This window comes from Streptomyces sp. NPDC018019 (genome assembly GCF_044327805.1).
Classification (GTDB): Bacteria; Actinomycetota; Actinomycetes; order Streptomycetales; family Streptomycetaceae; genus Streptomyces.
In genome coordinates this window covers 108,634-127,762 of sequence record NZ_JBIRGD010000009.1, presented here as the reverse complement: position 1 = coordinate 127,762, position 19,129 = coordinate 108,634, and the positions used below count along the sequence as shown (strand labels likewise).

13 protein-coding genes and 1 pseudogene are annotated in these 19,129 nt (G+C 74.6%); 3 read left to right on the top strand and 11 right to left on the bottom strand.

Going from position 1 to position 19,129, the window contains the following annotated elements; all coding sequences use genetic code 11:
- Positions 1-17 precede the first annotated feature (17 nt).
- Together ACH4FX_RS17315 and ACH4FX_RS17310 are read left to right on the top strand one after the other, a co-directional pair.
- Positions 18-1,163 (top strand): ThiF family adenylyltransferase, encoded by a 1,146-nt coding sequence (locus tag ACH4FX_RS17315; RefSeq protein WP_398479703.1) that lies wholly within the window; start codon positions 18-20, stop codon positions 1,161-1,163.
- A 34-nt stretch (positions 1,164-1,197) separates the two neighbouring features.
- Entirely contained in the window at positions 1,198-2,598 is a 1,401-nt protein-coding gene (locus tag ACH4FX_RS17310) for an ABC1 kinase family protein (RefSeq protein WP_398479701.1), read from the top strand.
- Positions 2,599-2,709: 111 nt separating this feature from the next.
- On the opposite strand, the gene ACH4FX_RS17305 is transcribed toward ACH4FX_RS17310, so the two are convergent.
- The 5 genes from ACH4FX_RS17305 to ACH4FX_RS17285 form a co-directional block, all read right to left on the bottom strand.
- Positions 2,710-2,910, bottom strand: coding sequence for a hypothetical protein (locus ACH4FX_RS17305; protein WP_398479699.1), 201 nt, complete (start codon positions 2,908-2,910; stop codon positions 2,710-2,712).
- 162 nt (positions 2,911-3,072) lie between these two features.
- Positions 3,073-3,402, bottom strand: a complete 330-nt coding sequence (locus ACH4FX_RS17300) for a hypothetical protein (protein WP_398479697.1) — start codon at positions 3,400-3,402, stop codon at positions 3,073-3,075.
- A complete protein-coding gene (locus ACH4FX_RS17295; protein ID WP_030587324.1) occupies positions 3,399-3,752 on the bottom strand; it encodes a WhiB family transcriptional regulator in 354 nt (117 codons plus the stop codon). The genes ACH4FX_RS17300 and ACH4FX_RS17295 overlap by 4 nt, the downstream gene beginning before the upstream one ends.
- Before the next feature lie 120 nt (positions 3,753-3,872).
- A complete protein-coding gene (locus tag ACH4FX_RS17290; protein ID WP_398479695.1) occupies positions 3,873-4,205 on the bottom strand; it encodes a hypothetical protein in 333 nt (110 codons plus the stop codon).
- A gap of 142 nt (positions 4,206-4,347) precedes the next feature.
- Complete coding sequence (locus tag ACH4FX_RS17285; protein ID WP_398479693.1) at positions 4,348-6,621, bottom strand: ATP-dependent DNA helicase UvrD2; 2,274 nt, start codon at positions 6,619-6,621, stop codon at positions 4,348-4,350.
- Between the two features lie 197 nt (positions 6,622-6,818).
- Here ACH4FX_RS17285 and ACH4FX_RS17280 point away from each other — a divergent pair, with 197 nt between their 5' ends.
- Positions 6,819-7,061 (top strand): mycoredoxin, encoded by a 243-nt coding sequence (locus ACH4FX_RS17280; RefSeq protein ID WP_398479691.1) that lies wholly within the window; start codon positions 6,819-6,821, stop codon positions 7,059-7,061.
- A gap of 118 nt (positions 7,062-7,179) precedes the next feature.
- Here ACH4FX_RS17280 and ACH4FX_RS17275 read toward each other — a convergent pair.
- The 6 genes and pseudogenes from ACH4FX_RS17275 to ACH4FX_RS17250 all read right to left on the bottom strand — a co-directional run.
- Positions 7,180-7,407: pseudogene (locus ACH4FX_RS17275) on the bottom strand (XRE family transcriptional regulator); the annotation flags it as partial.
- Positions 7,408-7,500: 93 nt separating this feature from the next.
- A complete protein-coding gene (gene nudC / locus ACH4FX_RS17270) occupies positions 7,501-8,436 on the bottom strand; it encodes an NAD(+) diphosphatase (RefSeq protein ID WP_030662324.1) in 936 nt (311 codons plus the stop codon).
- A gap of 505 nt (positions 8,437-8,941) precedes the next feature.
- The gene (locus ACH4FX_RS17265; protein WP_398479689.1) at positions 8,942-10,342 is read right to left on the bottom strand and encodes a dipeptidase; all 1,401 of its coding nucleotides are present in this window, start codon (positions 10,340-10,342) and stop codon (positions 8,942-8,944) included.
- Between the two features lie 78 nt (positions 10,343-10,420).
- The gene (locus tag ACH4FX_RS17260; RefSeq protein WP_398479687.1) at positions 10,421-14,434 is read right to left on the bottom strand and encodes a UvrD-helicase domain-containing protein; all 4,014 of its coding nucleotides are present in this window, start codon (positions 14,432-14,434) and stop codon (positions 10,421-10,423) included.
- Positions 14,435-14,645: 211 nt separating this feature from the next.
- Positions 14,646-18,059, bottom strand: coding sequence for an ATP-dependent helicase (locus tag ACH4FX_RS17255; RefSeq protein ID WP_398479983.1), 3,414 nt, complete (start codon positions 18,057-18,059; stop codon positions 14,646-14,648).
- A 435-nt stretch (positions 18,060-18,494) separates the two neighbouring features.
- Positions 18,495-18,893, bottom strand: coding sequence for an MGMT family protein (locus ACH4FX_RS17250; protein WP_398479685.1), 399 nt, complete (start codon positions 18,891-18,893; stop codon positions 18,495-18,497).
- Positions 18,894-19,129: the final 236 nt, after the last annotated feature.

Below are 19,129 nucleotides of genomic sequence, written 5' to 3'. Positions count from 1 at the left end.
CGACGGGGGGCGGAGCCATGCATCCGATGCTCAAGCCCGCGCTGCGGCGCGGCTGGCGGGACCGGGAGACGGTGCGGTTCGGGGTGGCCCCGGCGCACGCGGTGGAGCTGGGGCCGGTGGACACGGCGACCGGCAGCTTTCTGGCCTTGATCGACGGCACGCGCAGCCTGGCACAGCTGGCGGACGCGGCCGAGTCGCTGGGGCTGCCCGGCGAGCACGCGCGGCGGGTGGTGGACCGGCTGGGGCGGGCCGGGCTGCTGGACGCGCCCACAGCGGGCGGCCCGGCGGCCGAGACGGTGCGGTCGGACACCGCGGCCTTCGGGCGGCTGCGGGCGGATCTCGCGTCGCTGTCGGTGCGGCACCCGGAGGCAGCGGGCGGATTGGAGCGGATGGGAGCGCGCCGCGCCGTACGGGCGCGCGTGCGCGGCGCGGGACGGGTGGGGGCCTCGGTCGCGGCCCTGCTCTCCGCGGCGGGCATCGGGCGGGTGGAGGTGCAGGACGGCGGGACGGTCGAGCCCTGGGACGTGGTGCCGGGCGGGGTGCGGGCGGAGCACATCGGAGACCGGCGCGACACCGCCGCCCGCAGCCTGGTGCACCAGGCCTCGCCCTGGTCGCGCGGACACCGGAACGACGGCGCGCCGCCGGAGGCGGGCGAGCCGGGGCTCGGACTGGTCGTGATCACGCCGCGCGACGGTCTCGCCGCCTACGCGCCCGACCCGGTCCTGTACGAGCCCTTCCTGTCCGCCGGCATTCCCCACCTGTTCGCCGGGGTGATCGAAGGGACCGGTGTGGTGGGCCCGCTGGTCCTGCCGGGCGGCTCCTCCTGCGCCGGGTGCCTGGAGCTGCGGCGTACGGACGCGGAGCCGGCCTGGCCGCGGCTGCTCGCGCAGTGGCGCTCGGGGCGCGGCTCACCGGCCGTGCCGGCGTGCGACGCGGCGCTGGCGACGGCGGTGGCGGGGCTGGCGGCCGTGCAGGCGCTGGCGTTCCTGGACGGTCGGTTGCCACCCTGCACCGGGGCCCGGATGGAGGTGGTGCTGCCGTGCGCGGACTGGCGGACGACACGGATCGCGCCGCATCCGGAGTGCGGCTGCGGCGCGGCGGGGCCGGCCGGCGCCACGGGTCCCTCGGAACCGCGACGTCGACACGTAACAATGGCGGAGTAACCCCGGTTGGGGACAGTGTGAGTTGGAGGGGCGAATGTCAGATCTTCCCCGCAAGGCGGTCACCCGCACCGCCAAGCTGGCCGCGCTGCCACTGGGATTCGCCGGCCGTGCCACCTGGGGGCTGGGCAAGCGGATCGGCGGCAGGTCGGCGGATCTCGTCGGCCGCGAGCTCCAGCAGCGGACCGCCGAACAGCTCTTCCGGGTGCTCGGCGAGCTGAAGGGCGGCGCGATGAAGTTCGGGCAGGCGCTGTCCGTCTTCGAGTCGGCACTGCCGGAGGAGATCGCCGGCCCGTACCGCGCCGCGCTCACCAAACTCCAGGAAGCCGCGCCGCCGATGCCGACGGACACGGTGCACAAGGTGCTGGTGGAGCGGCTCGGCGCGGACTGGCGCGAGCTGTTCACGGAGTTCGACGACAAGCCGTCGGCCGCCGCCTCGATCGGGCAGGTGCACCGCGCGGTCTGGCACGACGGCCGCGCGGTGGCCGTCAAGGTCCAGTACCCGGGAGCGGGCGCGGCCCTGCTCTCCGATCTGTCGCAGCTCGGCAGGTTCGCCCGGCTGCTCGGCCCCCTGATCCCCGGCATGGACATCAAGCCGCTGATCTCCGAACTGCGCGACCGGGTCTCCGAGGAACTGGACTACTCCCTGGAGGCCGAGGCGCAGCAGGCACACGCCGAGGAGTTCGCCGACGACCCGGACGTCCGGGTGCCCGCGGTGGTCCACCAGGGCGACCAGGTGCTGGTGACCGAGTGGATGGACGGCATCCCCCTGTCGGAGGTCATCGCCGACGGCACCGAGGAGCAGCGCGACCGGGCCGGACAGCTCCTGGCCCGCTTCCTCTTCTCCGGCACCGCGCGGACCGGCCTGCTGCACGCCGACCCCCACCCGGGCAACTTCCGCCTGCTGACGGGGGACGCCCCGGACGGGCCGGCCGAGCGGTGGCGGCTGGGCGTGCTGGACTTCGGCACGGTCGACCGCCTGCCGGACGGTCTGCCGCCCACGATCGGCACGTCCCTGCGCATGACGCTGGACGGCGAGGCCGAGGCGGTCTACGAGCTGCTGTGCGAGGAAGGCTTCGTCAAGGAGTCCATCGAGCTGGACCCCGACGCGGTGCTGGACTATCTGCTCCCGATCATCGAACCGGCCCAGGTGGACGCCTTCACCTTCACCCGCTCCTGGATGCGCAACCAGGCCGCGCGCATCGCCGATCCCCGCTCCCCCGCCTACCAGCTGGGCCGTCAGCTCAATCTGCCCCCGTCCTACCTCCTCATACACCGCGTGACGCTGAGCACGATCGGCGTCCTGTGCCAGCTCGGCGCCACCGTCCGCATGCGCGACGAGTTGGAGGCCTGGCTCCCGGGCTTCACCCCCGCCGACACGGCCGCCCCGTCCGTACCCGAACAGAACCGGGCAACAGTGGAGGACACCCCGGCCTGACGCGGGCGCGCGATGACGCGGCGCCCGGCCTCCTCACCGCGCCCTGCCTCTTCACCGCTCGTTGACGGCTTTCATCACCCGCCGATGGCTTTCACCACGCGGCGTTGGCCTTCACCGCGCGGCGATCGGGTCCAGGTGGGACTCGATGACGCGCAGGTGGGCGCGGGTGCAGGTGTCGCAGAGGTGGTGGCGGACGCCGTCGGCGATGGTGCAGGTCCAGATCGGTGCGGCCCCCTCGGCGACGGCGCCGCACTGGGCGCACTCCGCGTTGCCGGTCGCCAACTCCGCCTGTTCGTACGTCTTCTGGTTCATCAGCCGACAATATCTCCGGCACCGCCGGGAAAGGGGCACAACGCCCTCAGGGGCCGCCCAGTTGGACAGCCCCTGAGGTTCGTGGTGGTGCCTGGGTGCGTGATGCGGTGGTGACACCCGGGCGGCGTCGGCACAGTCCATGTGCCGGGCCGCCACGGTGACTCACTGCATGACGGCCATGGCCAAGGCGCGCCGGGCGCGCAGCGATGCCCGCTCGGCGCGGCGCTGCATGCGCCGGGCCGCGGCGAGCCGCTGGGCCCTGCGTTCCGACTCGGCCTCCTGCAGGCGCTCTTGCATATGTGCGCGCGCCAGGGCTTCTGGGATGAGTTGCATTTCACGGGTCCTGTTCTGGCGCGACTCGATCACGCCGGGGTTCGCGGGTGCGGTGGTGTCGGTGAGGGTGGGGTTCATCGGGTCCTGCTTCTGGGGGTCCCGTTGGGCGGGACGGTCGATCGTTCCGGTGCCGCTGGTGTACGCGCCGCTGATGTTCATGCCGCGACCGGGTTCTTGCGCGGGCGGCCACGCGGACGCTTGCGGGGCACCACGACGCCCTGGACGAAGAGTTCGCCGCCCCAGACGCCCCACGGCTCACGACGGTCCTTGGCGCCGGCGAGACACGCCTCGCGCACCGGACAGGTCTGGCACAGGGACTTGGCGTACTCCACGTCGGCCGGGGTCTCGGCGAAGAAGACCTCCGGGTCGTAGGTACGGCACGGCACGGCGGCGCCGAGTCGGTCGATCTCGTCGTCGAGCTCGGTGAGGGGCAGCAAAGGGTTCTCCTGGGAGTCGGGCGGGGGAATCAGGTCGGTGGCGACGGACGGGGTGTGCGTCTGGAGTTGCACGGTGGTGTGTTCCTCGTCTGTTCGGCCCGGCTGGTGGCCGGGCGCATGGGCAAAGCAAAAGGGCCGCGGATCCCGGTGTGGGTTCCGCGGCCCTGGAAGGTGCCGACCTGATCATGCCGATCAGGCTGGATCTCTCCAGGGTTCGTGCCCGCGGTGGGCCCACGTGTCCTGCTGCGTCTGGTACTGCATCCGGGATTCGGCACCGTTGGCCGCCGCGCGGACAAAGGCATGCGCATTCGCTGCCTGTGCCGCTGCCGCTACTGCAGGTGCCTCGGTCGGTCGCTCGTCGCACTCGCCCTTGGGCAGGAACGCCAGGGAAGCGGCACGGGAGACCTCAAGACCGGACAGTCGGCCGGAGCCGGACAGACCGGTGCCCGGGAACGAGGCGCCGAGCGTGCAGGCGGCGACGACCGAACGATCGGTCATTTTCTGGGTCTCGATGAAGCTGATCACTGGTCTCGCCTCCTCTCGGCGTCTCGGCGGACCGGAAAATCCGGTCCGGGCTTGTTCAGTACAACACGAATCCAGCGGATCCCGGAAGGCCCGATGTCTCCGTGCCTGTGAAGGCTATGGGGATGCGCTCCGCGCGCGCAAACTATTTTTCTGACGACTTTCCGGAGCTTCTTGCACCACCCTCCGGAAGATCGTCCGGCGCGGGCTCGCCCCCTGCCGGAACCAGCTCCTCACCTGCGCACAGCGCGAGGACGTCGGCGCCGAACCTGCCCAGCTTGCGTCCCCCCACACCGGGGATGCCCACCAGTTCCCCCTCGGTTCCCGGTACGGCCTCGGCGATCGCCATCAGGGTCCTGTCGGTGAAGACGCAGTACGCCGGCTGGCCCAGCTGCCGTGCCTGCTCCGCCCGCCAGTCGCGCAGCCGCTCGTACAACGCCTCGTCGAGCTCGCAGGGGCAGTCGTCGCAGCGCATGAGCTTCATCTCGCCCGCGTCGGTGAGCGTCTTGCCGCAGACCCGGCAGCGGGCCGGGGCGCGGTTGCGGCGCTTGCTCGCGCCCCGGACGCCGCCGCCACCTCGCTCGATGCCGCCCGCGACGGCTGCCGCCGTACGGCGCGCGGACCCCGAGCCGGGCCGCAGGCCGTCCAGGAAGCGGCTGGGGCGGCGGACCGCCCGGCCTCCCGGAGAGCGCGACAGGGACCACGACAGGCCCAGGTGCAGGCGGGCCCGGGTCACGCCGACGTACAGCAGACGGCGCTCCTCCTCGACCTGCTCGTCCGTCTTGGCGTAGGTGATCGGCATCATGCCCTCGGTGAGGCCGACCAGGAAGACGGCGTCCCACTCCAGACCTTTGGCCGCGTGGAATGAGGCGAGCGTCACACCTTCGACGGTCGGCGCGTGCTGGGCGTTGGCCCGCTCGTCCAGCTCGGTGACCAGGTCGGCGAGGGTGGCCGTCGGCCGGGCCTTGGCGAAGTCCTCGGCGAGCCGGACCAGGGCGGCCAGCGACTCCCACCGGTCCCGTACGGCGCCGGAGCCGGCCGGGGGCCGGCTCGTCCAGCCCATGTCGCTCAGCACCGCCCGCACCTCGGACGGGAGGTCGGCGGCGTCGTCGAGGAGCGCGTCGTTGGCGCCGAAGCGGGCGGCGCCGCGCAGCTTGACGCCCGCCTCGCGCACCTCGGGCCGCTCGAAGAACCGCTCGGCGCCCCTGAGCTGGTACGGCACGCCGAGGTCGGCGAGGGCCTGCTCGTAGACCTCGGACTGGGCGTTGATACGGAAGAGGACCGCTATCTCGCTCGCCGGCACGCCGGAAGCGATCAGGTCGCGGATTCGGCGGGCGGTGCCCTCCGCCTCCGCGGGCTCGTCCCCGTACTCCACATACGCCGGCTCGGGCCCAGGGTCCCGCTGCGAGATCAGCTCCAGGCGGTGTTCGGCGGCGCGGCCGCGCGCCTGGGACAGGAGGCCGTTGGCGAGGTGTACGACCTGGGGGGTGGAGCGGTAGTCGCGGACCAGCTTGACGACCGTCGCGTTCGGATGGCGGGTGCGGAAGTTCAGCAGGTGTTCGGGGGTGGCGCCGGTGAAGCTGTAGATCGTCTGGCTGGCGTCGCCGACCACGCAGAGGTTGTCGCGGTCGCCGAGCCACAGGTCCAGCAGCCGCTGCTGGAGCGGGCTGACGTCCTGGTACTCGTCCACGACGAAGTGCTGGTACTGGGCGCGGACCTGCTCGGCGATGTCGTGCCGCTCCTGGAGAACGCCGACCGTCAGCAGCAGCACGTCCTCGAAGTCGATGGTGCCCCGATCGCGCTTGAGCTGCTCGTACGTCCCGTAGATCTGCCCGATCTCGGCCGGATCGCGGGGGGCCTCGCGCCCGGCCTTGTGGACGGCGGCCGGGTAGTCGGCGGGCACGGTCTGGGTGACCTTGGACCACTCGATCTCGCCCGTGACGTCCCGCAGCTCGTTGCGGTCCAGGCGGATGCGGCAGCGGGCGGCGGCCTCCGCGACCAGCTGGACCTTGCGCTCCACCAGCCGGGGAACCTCGCCGCCGATCGCCTTGGGCCAGAAGTACTGGAGCTGGCGCAGGGCGGCGGAGTGGAACGTACGGGCCTGCACACCGCCCGCGCCGAGCTGGCGCAGCCGCCCGCGCATCTCCCCCGCCGCGCGGGCGGTGAACGTGACGGCGAGCACCGTGCCGGGCTGCAGGATGCCCGCACGGACGCCGTACGCGATCCGGTGGGTGATCGCGCGGGTCTTGCCCGTGCCGGCGCCCGCCAGGACGCACACGGGGCCGTGCAGCGCCGTGGCGACCTCGCGCTGCTCGGGGTCGAGGCCGTCGAGCACCGCGTCGGCACCCTCGGGCGTGGCCGGGAACTGGGTCGCGGCCGCAACCTGCGGGAAGAGAGTGGAGTCCGATGCTGCTGTCACCCCGCCATGCTGCCAGGTCGGCCGGGGCAGCCGGGAAAGTTGTCCACAGCTGCCGCTCCGTGGTCGTACGAATACGCGGGTCCACGGATGCGGAGCCGTACGCCCACGGAAGCGGTCCGGTACGGACGGGAATGGTCCGGGGCGGGTGAGCGTTCTTCCACCGCATAGACGCCGAGCTTGAAGGAGCGCGAGGACCCATGGCGGGCACTGTGACGATGTACAGCACCACGTGGTGCGGCTACTGCCGCCGGCTGAAGGGCCAGATGGACCGCGAGGGAATCGCGTACACCGAGATCAACATCGAGCAGGACCCCGAGTCCGCCGCGTTCGTCGAGAAGGCCAACGACGGCAACCAGACCGTCCCCACCCTCCTCTTCCCGGACGGCTCCACCCTGACCAACCCGTCCCTGGCCCAGGTCAAGCAGGCGCTCGGCGTCTGAACCCCGGCCCATGGGCGGGCCCCGGCCCACATGAGCCCTGGTTCACACGGGCGGACCCCCGGTCGTCGCGGCCGGGGGTTTCGTCGTGCCCGCCGCCCCGGGACGGCCACCCTCCTGATCAGCCGGGCGTCCGGCTATACCGCCCCACGGTCTCCTTCGACGTGGACGCGTCCTTGAAGATCAGCTCCCAGGGGCCGGTGTTCACGTCGAAGTCCTTGCCGAAGCCGACCCACTTCCCGGCCAGCCGCCGGCCGGTCGGCTCGGCCAGCAGCTGGAGGGCGCCGTGGTAGCGGGCACCGGCGTAGTAGCCGTCCGTCGCGGTCTGCTCCACCCAGGTGCCGGTGAGGGGCAGGTCCCGGCCGGACGAGCGGGCAGTAGGAGGGGCAGGCGAAAGGCCCGGAGCCCTGTCGGGGCCCCGGGCTCCTCGCCGTTGGGACGGCTACGGCTTCGGCAGCGGCTTGCCGTACCACATTTCGATCAGGCGGGCGGCGATGGAGATGCCGTACGGGGGGAGGACCTCGCCGGATTCGAAGGCGGCCTTCAGGTCCTCGCGGGAGAACCAGCGGGCCTCTTCGATCTCCTCGCCGTCGACCTGGATCTCGGAGGACGTGGCGCGGGCCATGAAGCCGAGCATCAGGCTGGACGGGAAGGGCCACGGCTGGCTGGCGACGTATTCGACGTCGCCGACGACCACGCCCGCCTCTTCGTAGACCTCGCGGGCCACCGACTGCTCGATGGACTCGCCGGGCTCCACGAAGCCCGCGAGGGTGGAGAAGCGGCCTTCCGGCCAGTGGACCTGGCGGCCGAGCAGCGCGCGGTCCTCCTCGTCCGTGACGAGCATGATCACGGCGGGGTCGGTGCGCGGGTAGTGCTCGGCGCCGCAGGCGGGGCAGCGGCGGATGTGGCCCGCCGCGGCGATCACGGTGCGCTCGCCGCAGCGCGAGCAGAAGCGGTGCAGGCGCTGCCAGTTCTCCAGGGCGACGGCGTGCACGAGCAGGCCGGCGTCGCGCGGGGAGAGCAGCAGGCCCGCCTCGCGCAGGCCCGCGGGGCGCGCGGACTGGTCCATGCGCCCCGGCAGCGCGTCCTTCTGGAGCGCGAAGTAGCGCACGCCGTCCTCGTCGGTACCGAGGAAGTAGCGGTGCGTCTCGGTGAGCGGCGCCTCGAAGGACGGCGTCATGACCAGTTCCGTACGCCCGTCCGGGGTGTCGTCGACCAGGGCCTGGCCGCCGGAGACCACGAAGACGCGCGTCGTCGGGTGGCTCCAGGCCGCCGCGAGCCACGCCTCGTCGAGGCGGTGGTGGGCGGCGCGGTCGATGCCGCTCGGCGCGCTGAAGGTGATCGGCCGGTCGGCGCTGTGGTCGGTCCAGGTGGTCACTGCGGTTTCCAACTCCCCCTGTGGCGTGGGTGATTGCCGTGGTTGCTGCATACGGGCGCGGGCGCCGGGCGGACGGCGGTCGCGGCGGGCGGCGGCACGCGTACGGTCCGGGCGGGCGGCGGCACGCGTACGGTCCCGGCGGGCGCGGTCGGCCCGGCCGCGTACGAAGGGGCCGTGGTCGTGTACGAGGGGGCCGTGGCCATGTACGAAGGCGTGGCCGCGTCGTTTGCCGGGGGTGCGCCGCCCGCCGGAGGCCCGTCGCCCGCCGGGAACGCCCGCGGAGTCGGCACGGCCGCGGACGCGCTCCCGGCCGCGGGCCGACGCGGACCACGGCCCAGGCACAGGCCGCGGCCAGGCCACGGACCACGGCCGGCCTCCGGGCCGAGCCCCCGGCGCGGGCCGCGCGCGGCCGGTGGGCCGGGGACGGTTCGCGCCGCCCGGCCCACGGGCACGGTTCGCGCCGCCCGGCTCACGGGCACGGTCGCCGGTACGGCGCGGTCACCGGTCAAGCCACGCGCCAGTTCTCCGCCAGGTCGCCCCACAGGTGCGCGGCGGTTTCGACGCCCTTCATCAGCAGGTCCAGCTCGACCTTCTCGTTCGGGGCGTGCCAGCCGTCCGACGGGATGGATATGCCGAGGAAGAGGACCGGTACGCCGAGGACGTCCTGGAGGTCGGCGGCCGGGCCCGAGCCGCCCTCGCGGGTGAAGCGGATCTTCTGGTTGAAGGCGCGGCCCATGGCCCGTACGACGGACTGCAGGGCGGGGTGGTCGAGCGGGGTCAGGCAGGGGCGGGTGGCGCCCCAGAAAGTGATCTCGTGGCGGATGCCGTCGGGCAGGCGGGCGGCGACCCAGTCCCGTACGGACTGCTGGACGGCGTCCGCGTCCTGGCCCGCCACCAGGCGGAAGGACAGCTTCAGCTGCGCGGCGGACGGCACGATGGTCTTGCCGCCGGGGCCCTGATAGCCGCCGCCGATGCCGTTGACCTCGGCCGTCGGGCGGGCCCAGATGCGCTCCAGAGTGCTGTGCCCGGCCTCGCCGAGCGCCGCGTGGGAGTGCGCCGTACGCAGCCATCCGGCCTCGTCGAAGGGCAGCTCGGCGAAGAGCTCGCGCTCGCGGTCGGTCAGCTCGACGACGCCGTCGTAGAAGCCGGGGATCGCCACCCGGCGCTCCTCGTCGTGGAGCGCGGCGGCCAGCCGGGCGGCCTCGGTGGCGGGGTTGGGCACCGCGCCGCCGAAGGAGCCGGAGTGGATGTCCTGGTCGGGGCCGTACAGGTCGATCTGGCAGTCCGTGAGGCCGCGCATGCCCGTGCAGACGGTCGGGGTGTCCTTGGACCACATGCCCGTGTCGGAGACGATCACCGCGTCGCAGGCGAGGCGGTCCGCGTGCTGGGCGATCAGGGCCGGGAAGTTCGGGGAGCCGGACTCCTCCTCGCCCTCGATGAGGAGCTTGAGGTTGACGGCGGGCGCGGTGCGGCCGGTCGCGGCCAGGTGGGCGCGCACGCCGAGGGTGTGGAAGAACACCTGGCCCTTGTCGTCGGCGGCGCCGCGGGCGTACAGCTTGCCGTCGATGGTCTGCGGCTCGAACGGGTCGGTGTGCCAGCCGTCCTCGGGGGCGGCGGGCTGCACGTCGTGGTGGCCGTACACCAGGACGGTGGGGGCCGTCGGGTCCCCGGAGGGCCACTCGGCGAAGACCGCGGGAGCGCCGTCCGTCTCCCAGATCTCGGTGGTCGGGAAGCCGGTCGCGGTGAGCCGGCCGGCCAGCCACTCGGCGCTGCGGCGCACGTCGGCGGCGCGCGCCGGGTCCGCGGACACGGAGGGGATGCGCAGCCAGGCGGCGAGGTCGTCGAGGAACTCTTCGCGGTGGACGTTGATGTACGCGCGGACGGCGCTGTCCGAGGTGGTGCTCATGGGTCCGAGCCTATCCGCCCCGGCGGCGCGGTCCGCCGCCGGTCTCGACGATCTTGTCACCTCTGCCGTCCTCATCCGTCACCCGCCGTCGCCGTCGTCGGGGACGTCGGCGGCGTCCGCGCCGGCCGCCGGGTCCGGCTCGCCCAGCAGGATGCGTTCCAGCCCGGCCCGGTCGGGCAGCCGCCGGGGCCGGACGGTCTCCCCGCTGCGCACGTACAGGAACGCGGCATCGACGGCGGACAGGGGCAGACCGTGCTGCTCGGCCCAGGCCACCCGGTACAGGGCTAGCTGGAGCGGGTCGGCGGTCTGCGCGTGATGGGTCTTCCAGTCGATGATCTCGTACGTGTCCCCCTCGGGGCCGCGGGTGCGGTAGACGGCGTCGATACGGCCGCGGATCACCCGGCCCGCGAGGGTGATCTGTACGGGGACCTCGATGCGGTACGGGGTGCGCCGGGCATACGGGCTGCGGGCGAAGGCCTCCTTGAGGGCTTCGAGGTCGTCCTCGTCCCTGATCGCATCCGCTTCCCCGGCCGCTTCCTGGGCGCGCGCCTCAGCCCCGTACGCGCCGCCCGGAAGTTCGTCGGGGCCCAGCACGGGCAGCGTCAGCTCCTCGAAGCGGGACTCCACCCAGGCGTGGAAGCGGGTGCCGCGACGGGCGGCGGGGCGCGGCGGGTGCGGCATGGGCCGTGCCAGCTCCCGGGTGAAACCGTCCGGATCGGACGCCAGCCACAGCAGCTGCGAGGCGCTGAGCGAGGACGGCAGGGGGACGTCCCGGACGGTCGCGCGGGACCGGCGCAGCTCGTCGGCGAGCGCGTCGAGATCGCGGTCCCAGGACGCGACGGTACGACGCTCCTCGGGGAGGAGGACGGGGGCCGGGGGGAGGTCCGGGGAGGCTTCGGAGGCCGGGTGGGCTTCGGAGGCCGGGTGCGGGGCCGTCCCTGGGGCGGGGCGCCGGGCCGTCTCCGGGGCGGGCGATTGGGCCGGTACCTGGGTACGCCCGCCTCCGTTACGCCCGCTCTCGGAATGCCCGTAATGCCCGTTCCCGGGGTGTCCGTTGCGTCCGGCGCCGCGGACCGCACCGTGGGCCGGATCCGCACCCTCCGGATCCGCACCCTCCGGAGCCGCGTCCTCCGGATGCGCGTCCTCCGGATGCGCGGGCCGCTCCGCGCTCCACGCGTCCCAGTCGGCCAGGTCGTGCTCCGCGCCGGGCCCGTGGTGCTCCCCGTCCCCGATGCCGATGCCGATGCCGATGCCGGTGGTGTCGTCGAAGGCGGCGTACGGATCGTCCTCGGGGGGCGGCGGCCACTCCGGGTCGTGGGCGGGCAGGGGCCGGGCGGGTGCCGCGGCGGACCCGGCCGTCCGGCCCGGCAGGACCTGCCCGGGCAGGGACGGGCCGGGTACGGCGGTCCCCGCGCCCGCCGCCGGGTGCGGGGCGTCATGGGCGGCGGCGGCCTCCGTCCCGTCGGCCGCGGTGGCGTGCGGCGGCACGGCGCCGTCCGCCGTCATGCCGTCCAAGTACGCCCGGACCTTGGCGGCGGCGGCCCGGCGGCGCTCCGTGGCCACCGCGTCCAGCGGCAGCGGCCACTCCAGCTCGGCTTCGGCCTCCTTGAGCGACGGGTTCTCCGCGCCCTCCTCGGGTGCCTCGGCCCATTCCTCGATCTCACCGTGGCCCGCCTCGCAGTGCACCCGCAGCGCCTCCAGGAAGGCGGACGGGCCGCGGGGCCGCTTCTGGTCGGGTCCCCACCAGTGGCCGGAGCCGAGCAGCAGGGAACGCGGGCGGGTGAAGGTGACGTACCCGAGGCGCAGTTCCTCGACCGACTGGTGCTCCTTCATCGCCTCCTTGAAGGACTTCACGCCGCGGCTGCTCCAGTCGGCCACGTCCGGCAGCGTCGCGGCGTCGCCGCGCAGGGCGTGCGGCAGCACCTTGGCCTGGGTGAGCCAGGAGTCGCGGGACTGCTCGCTGGGGAACTGCTTGCCGACCAGACCGGGGACGGCGACCACGTCCCACTCCAGGCCCTTGGACTTGTGGGCGGTCAGCACCTTGACCGTGTTCTCGCCGCCCGGCAGGGAGCTGTCCAGGCCCTTCTCGTGCTGGACGGCGGTGCGCAGGAAGCCCAGGAAGGCGAGCAGCGTCGCGTCGCCGTCCAGGGCCGCGCCGCCCTGCTTGGCGGCGAAGCCGGCCGCGATGTCCAGGAAGGTGCCCAGGGTCTCCCGGCGGCGGGCCGCCACGGCGCGCGGGGACGCGGACAGCTCGACCTCCAGGCCGGTGACGGCCAGCACCCGGTGCAGTACGTCCATCAACGGCTCGGCCAACGAGCGCCGCAGCTCGCGCAGTTCCCGCGCCACGTAGGCGAAGCGGACGCGCGCCTCGGGGGAGAACGGCAGTCCGTCGTCGGGGCGCCCGTCCGCCTCCAGGAACGTGTCGAGCGCATCGGCGAGCGAGATCGTCTCGGCCGGGTCGACGCCCTCCACGGCCTCGGCCAGGCGCCGTTCGGGGTCCTCGGACGGGCCGTCCCGGTGGACGAGCAGCCGCGCCCGGCGGCCCAGGAGGGCCAGGTCGCGGGGGCCGATCCGCCAGCGCGGGCCGATCAGGAGCCGTACCAGGGCGGCGTTGGCCGTCGGGTCCTGGAGGACCTCGCACACCGCCACCAGGTCGGCGATCTCCGGCAGGTGCAGCAGCCCGGACAGGCCGACGACCTCCACCGGGACCTCCCGCGCCACCAGCTCGCCCTGGATCCGGGCGAAGTCGCCGGCCGTACGGCACAGGACGGCGATCTCACCGGGCGGGGTGTCCGTGCGCACCAGGTGGGCGATGCGGTCGGCGAGCCAGGCCATCTCCTCCGCGTGGGTGGGCAGCAGCGCGCAGCGCACCACGCCGTCGCGCTCGGCGCCGGGGGCCGGGCGCAGGGCCTCGACGCCTTCGTGCATGCCGCGCAGCGGCGCGGCGAGCCCGTTGGCCAGGGTGAGGAGCCGGCCGCCGCTGCGGCGGTTCTGGCTGAGGGCGGCGCGCCGGGCGGGGCTGCCGTCCTCGAAGGGGAAGTGGTCGGGGAAGTCGTCCAGGTTGGCGACGGAGGCGCCGCGCCATCCGTAGATGGCCTGGCAGGGGTCGCCGACGGCGGTCACGGCATGGCCCGTACCGCCGCCGAACAGGCCGGACAGCATGATCCGCTGGGCCACGGAGGTGTCCTGGTACTCGTCCAGGAGGACGACCCGGAACTCGTCGCGCAGCAGGGCGCCCACCTCGGGCCGGGTGGTCGCGAGCGTCGCCGACAGGGCGATCTGGTCGCCGAAGTCCAGCAGCTCGCGCCGCCGCTTCTCGGCCCGGTACGACGTGACCAGCTCCAGCAGCTCCAGGCGTGCGCGGGCCGTCTCGGGCACCTTGCGCAGGTCGGCGTTGGAGAGCTTGACCCGGTCGAGGGCGGCCAGCAGCTCGGTGTCGTACGCCCGCAGCCGGTCCGGCTCCACCAGGTGCTCGGCCAGCTCGCCGTCGAGCGCGAGCAGGTCCTCCACGAGGGCGGGCAGCGACTTCGTCAGCGCCGGATACGGGCCGGGGGCGGACCGCAGCACCCGGGCGGCCAGCTGGAAGCGCGTCGCGTCGGCGAGCAGGCGGGCACTCGGCTCCAGGCCGATGCGGAGACCGTGGTCCTTGAGGAGCTGGCCGGCGAAGGAGTGGTACGTCGAGATCCGGGGCTCGCCGGGGACGCCGTCCGCGCCGGCCTGAGCCCCTGGGGATCCAGGGGAGGCCGAGAGGCCCGAGGCGCCCGGGAAGCCCGGGAGGTTCGGGAGGCCCGCGCCGAACGGGTCGGCCGGCTCCGTCACCCCGGCCGCGGCCAGCGCCTTGCGGACCCGCTCGGCCAGCTCGCCCGCCGCCTTGTTCGTGAACGTCAGCCCGAGCACCTGCTCCGGGGCGACCTGGCCGGTGCCGACCAGCCACACCACGCGCGCGGCCATGACCGTGGTCTTGCCGGAACCGGCGCCGGCCACGATGACCTGCGGGGCGGGCGGTGCGGTGATGCAGGCCGTCTGCTCCGGGGTGAACGGGATGCCGAGGAGCTCCTTGAGCTGCTCGGGGTCGGTGATGCGAGCTGACACATCCGAGACCGTATCGGCCCCCACTGACAATCACGGCAAACCCCAGCTGAGCGGGCCGCTGGGGCGTCCGGGACGCCAGGGCCGACGCGGGGCCGGTGGCCGGCACGGGACCGGTGGCGGGCACGGGACCGGTGGTCGGCCCAGGACCGGTCGCCGGCACGGGACCCGTGATCGGCACGGGACCGGTCGCCGCCGCGCCGGGGCGCGTCCGTCACTCCACGACGTGCTGCCCCTCGGGCAGGGCCGAGCAGGAGTTGCGGAACGTGCAGTGGGTGCAGTGCTGTCCCGTGGTGGGGGTGAAGCGCTCCTCCAGGACCCGGCCGGCGGCGGCGGCGAGCAGTTCGCCCACCCAGTCCCCGTCCAGGGGCTGCTGCGCCTGGACGGCGGGAAGCGCGTCGCCGCCCTCCTTCTGGGGCGCGCCCAGCCGCAGGTGTACGAGTTCCGCGCCGCCCGGCTCCGGCCGCCGCCCCTCGAAGGCGGCGTCCACCGCCCCCTCCCGCACCGCGAGCTGGTACACCGCGAGCTGCGGGTGGCGGGCGACCTCCGGCCCGGTCGGCTTCTGCTTGCCGGTCTTGAAGTCGACGACGTACGCCCGGCCCTCCGCGTCCCGCTCGACGCGGTCCATGCTCCCCCGGATGCGGACCGCGTACTCGCCCGCTTCGAGGGTGACGTCGAAGCCGTGCTCGGTCGCCACGGTCTCGCGGCCCAGCGTGCCGCGCTCCATCACGTGCCAGCGCAGGAAGCGTTCCAGGGCGGCGCGCGCGTTCTCCTTCTCCTGCCGCGACTTCCAGGGCGCGTCGAACGCGAGCGCGTCCCAGACCGAGTCCAGGCGCTCCATCAGGACGGACAGGTCGGCGGGCGTACGGCCCGAGGCGACCTCGTCGGCGAGGACGTGGACGACGTTGCCGAAGCCCTGGGCTGTGGTCGCGGGCGTGTCCGCCTTCACCTCGCGCCCCAGGAACCACTGGAGGGAACAGGTGTTGGCGAGCTGGTCCAGCGCGCTCCCGGAGAGGACCACGGGGCGGTCCCGCTCGCGCAGCGGCACGGCGCTGTGCGTCGGCTCGTACAAACCCCACCACTGGTCGGGGTGGGCGGCCGGCACCAGCGGCCGGCCGTCGTCGTCCCGCAGCGCGGCCAGCTTCGCCAGCCGCTGCGCGGCGGCCTCGCGCAGCGCCGGAGTGGCCGCCGGGTCGACGGTGGTGGCCCGCAGCTCGGCGACCAGCGCGGCGACCGACAGCGGGCGGCGGGGGCGCCCGGTGACGTCCTGCGGCTCCACCCCCAGCTCGGTCAGGAAGCGCGACGGCTGGTCCCCGTCGTCGGCCGCGGCCTTGACGGCGGTGACCACCAGGCGCTCGCGGGCCCGGGTCGCCGCCACGTAGAACAGCCGGCGCTCCTCGGTGAGCAGCGCGCCCGGGGGCAGCGGCTCGGCCAGCCCGTCCCGGCCGATCCGGTCCGCCTCCAGGAGCGAGCCGCGGCGGCGCAGGTCCGGCCAGAGCCCCTCCTGGACACCGGCGACGACCACGAGCCGCCACTCCAGGCCCTTGGAGCGGTGCGCGGTCATCAGGCGTACGGCATCGGGGCGCACGGTCCGGCGGGTCAGGGTGTCGGCGGCGATGTCCTGGGCGTCCAGTTCCTCCAGGAAGTTGAGCGCGCCCCGGCCGCCGGTACGGGCCTCCGCGCGGGCGGCGGTCTCGAACAGCGCCACCACGGCGTCCAGGTCGCGGTCCGCGTTGCGGGCCGCCGCGCCGCCGCGCCGGGCGGTCCGCTCCAGCCGCTGCGACCAGGTGGGCGTGCCGTCCCACAGCGCCCACAGGGCCTCTTCGGCGGTGCCGCCGCGGGCCAGGAGGTCACGGGTGGTGCGCAGCAGCTCACCGAGGTGCCGTGCGCCCCGCGCGTACGCCGGATCGTGTGCGACCAGGCGCTCCGGCTCGGCGAGCGCCCGCGCGATCAGTTCGTCGGAGGGCCGCGGTACGTCGTGCCCGGCCGCCCGCTCCTCCTCGCGCAGCGCCCGCCCCAGCCGGCGCAGGTCGGCGGCGTCCATGCCACCGAGCGGGGAGGTGAGCAGTTCTACGGCGGTCTCGGGGGAGAGCCGGTGCGCGGCCTCGGCGGGCTGCGCCGGTCCTGCCTCGGCAGGCGCCACCGCCGTGACCGCCGCCTCCCCGGCGTCCCCCGAGACCTCCGCGCCGCCCGCGTCCTCCGCGCCCTCCGGAACCGCCGCCCCCGAAGCCCCCGCCGGCCCCGCAGCCGCCGCCGAAGCCGCCACCCGCAGCGCGGTGAGCAGCGGTGCGACCGCCGGCTCCTGCCGCAGCGGCAGCTCGTCGCCGTCGATCTCCAGGGGTACGCCGGCCGAGGACAGCGCCCGGCGCACGCCGGGGATGGAACGGCCGCCGGCGCGCACGAGGACGGCCATGTCACGCCACGGCACGCCGTCCTCCAGGTGCGCGCGCCGCAGGATGTCCGCGATGTTGTCCAGCTCGGCCCCCGGCGTCGGGTACGTGTAGACCTCGACGCGGCCCCGGTCCCGTACGGCCGCGAGGTCACGGTGCTCCCGTACCTTCTGGGCCGGCAGGCGGGTCAGCGGCATCCGGGAGGTGAGCCGCCGGGTGGCCGCCAGGAGGGCCGCGCCCGAACGGCGGGAGGTGCCGAGCACCTCCACCGGCGCCGGTTCGCCACCCGTACGAGGGAACATCAGCGGGAAATCGAGGATCCCGTTGACGTCGGCGCCGCGGAACGCGTAGATCGACTGGTCCGGGTCGCCGAAGGCGACGAGCGTCCGGCCGCCGCCCGCCAGCGCGCGCAGCAGCCGTACCTGCGAGGCATCGGTGTCCTGGTACTCGTCGACGAACACCGCGTCATAGCGCGCGGCGAGTTCCACGGCGACCTCGTCGCGCTCCGCGAGCAGCACCGCCCGGTGCACCAGTTCGGCGTAGTCCAGCACACCCTGCGCGTCCAGGACGTCCAGGTACTCGGCGAGGAACCCGGCCGCCGCGCCCCAGTCGGGCCGCCCCGTACGCCGCGCGAAGTCGGCAAGCGCTTCCGGGCCCAGTCCCAGCTCGCGGCTGCGCGCGAGCACCGCGCGGACCTCGTCGGCGAAGCCGCGCGTCGTCAGGCAGGCCCGCAGCTCGTCCGGCCAGCGCACCCGGGCCCGCCCGGCGGCGGCCAGCCCGGCCTGACCTTCGAGCAGCTCGCGCACGACGAGGTCCTGCTCGGGCCCGGACAGCAGGCGCAGCGGGTCGGCGAAGAGGTCGGCGTCCTGGTGGGCCCGTACGAGCGCGTAGCAGTACGAGTGGAAGGTGGTGGCCTGCGGGGCGGCGGCGCTGCCCAGGCGCGCGGCGATCCGGTCCCTCAGTTCGACGGCGGCCTTGCGGCTGAAGGTCAGCACGAGCAGCCGCTCGGGGTCGGCACCGTCCCGTACCCGCCGGGCCACCGCCTCCACGAGCGTCGTGGTCTTGCCCGTACCGGGGCCCGCGAGCACCAGCAGCGGCCCGGCGCGGTGGTCAACCACAGCGCGCTGACGTGCGTCCAAAGCAGGAGGGTCCGCCGGTCCCGGCCGGGTACGCACCAGTCGGTACGCGCCGGAGGCATCCCGCCGCGCCGCACGCCGGCGCGGCGGCGCGGACGGCACGGCCGAGGCCGAGAAGGAGGAACTCACGTGGATCGCCGGTCCTGGGAGGAGGTGCTGGTCGTGGTGCGCACTGCGGTGCGGAGCGGGCCGGTGCGGCCACCGCGCCGGACGCCGGGTGGCGGGGCGGTGGTGCGGGCCGTGCCCGACGCTACGCCAGATGGCGCACGAGGCGCAGCGCGTCCCACGACCGTACGTCGGATGCGGAGGTCCGTGCCGCCGGCACCGCCCACGCCGGGCCTGCCGGACGCGTCGCACGTGCCGCACGCCCCGGCCTCCGCGCCCTGCGGAGCGGACGGCTCGCTCCCGGGCGGTACGCGCTCGGGCGCCTCCCTCCCGGGCGGTACGCGCTCGGCCGTGGCCGCCGGCAGGCTGCGGGCCGGTCCCGACGGCCGCGAAGCCCGCCGCCTCGCGCCCCCGGCCCGGCCGCGTACCGCCTCAGTCCCGCCGCACCGGATCACCCACCGCATCACCCACCGGATCGCTGCCGTCCCAGCGGGCCCGCCGCATGTCGAGGCGCGGTACGTGTCCCTCGGCCGACCGGGCCGCCTCCCGCAGCGGGGTGCCCTCCTCCCGGTAGTGCGCCATCGCGCGCAGTTCGGCGCCGGGCAGCAGCCGGCCGTCCGCGCGCACCACGCGCCACCACGGCACGGCGCCTCCGTACAGGGCCATCACCCGGCCCACCTGACGCGGCCCGCCCACGCGCCACCCGTCGTCGGCTTCCGACAGCCCCGCGGGCGGGTCCTCCCCCGCGAGCCACTCGGCGACGTCGCCGTACGTCATCACGCGACCCGGCGGGATCAGCTCCGCGACTCCGAGGACCCGTTCCGCGTACACGGGGATCTCCGTTCCGCCGGGGTCCGACGGGCTCCCGCCGTCCTCGGGGGCACCGTCTCCGCGCTCGGGAAGCCCTCCCGTTTTCCCACTCATTCGGCCCATCCTGCACCACGCCACCGACAGCCGCCGGTGGCCTGGGCGAGGGTCCGCGCGGTGGCCCGCGTGCCGGCCCGCCGACGGCGTGCGCGGACCGGCGCGGCGGCGTATGTTCCGTTTCCCGGCCCCGCGAAATGCAC

Coding starts and splice junctions, on each gene's coding strand:
- ACH4FX_RS17305 (WP_398479699.1), bottom strand. CDS start 2,910: ATGAACCAGAAGACGTACGAACAGGCGGAGTTGGCGACCGGCAACGCG.
- ACH4FX_RS17265 (WP_398479689.1), bottom strand. CDS start 10,342: ATGAGCACCACCTCGGACAGCGCCGTCCGCGCGTACATCAACGTCCAC.
- ACH4FX_RS17310 (WP_398479701.1), top strand. CDS start 1,198: ATGTCAGATCTTCCCCGCAAGGCGGTCACCCGCACCGCCAAGCTGGCC.
- ACH4FX_RS17315 (WP_398479703.1), top strand. CDS start 18: ATGCATCCGATGCTCAAGCCCGCGCTGCGGCGCGGCTGGCGGGACCGG.
- ACH4FX_RS17280 (WP_398479691.1), top strand. CDS start 6,819: ATGGCGGGCACTGTGACGATGTACAGCACCACGTGGTGCGGCTACTGC.
- ACH4FX_RS17300 (WP_398479697.1), bottom strand. CDS start 3,402: ATGAACATCAGCGGCGCGTACACCAGCGGCACCGGAACGATCGACCGT.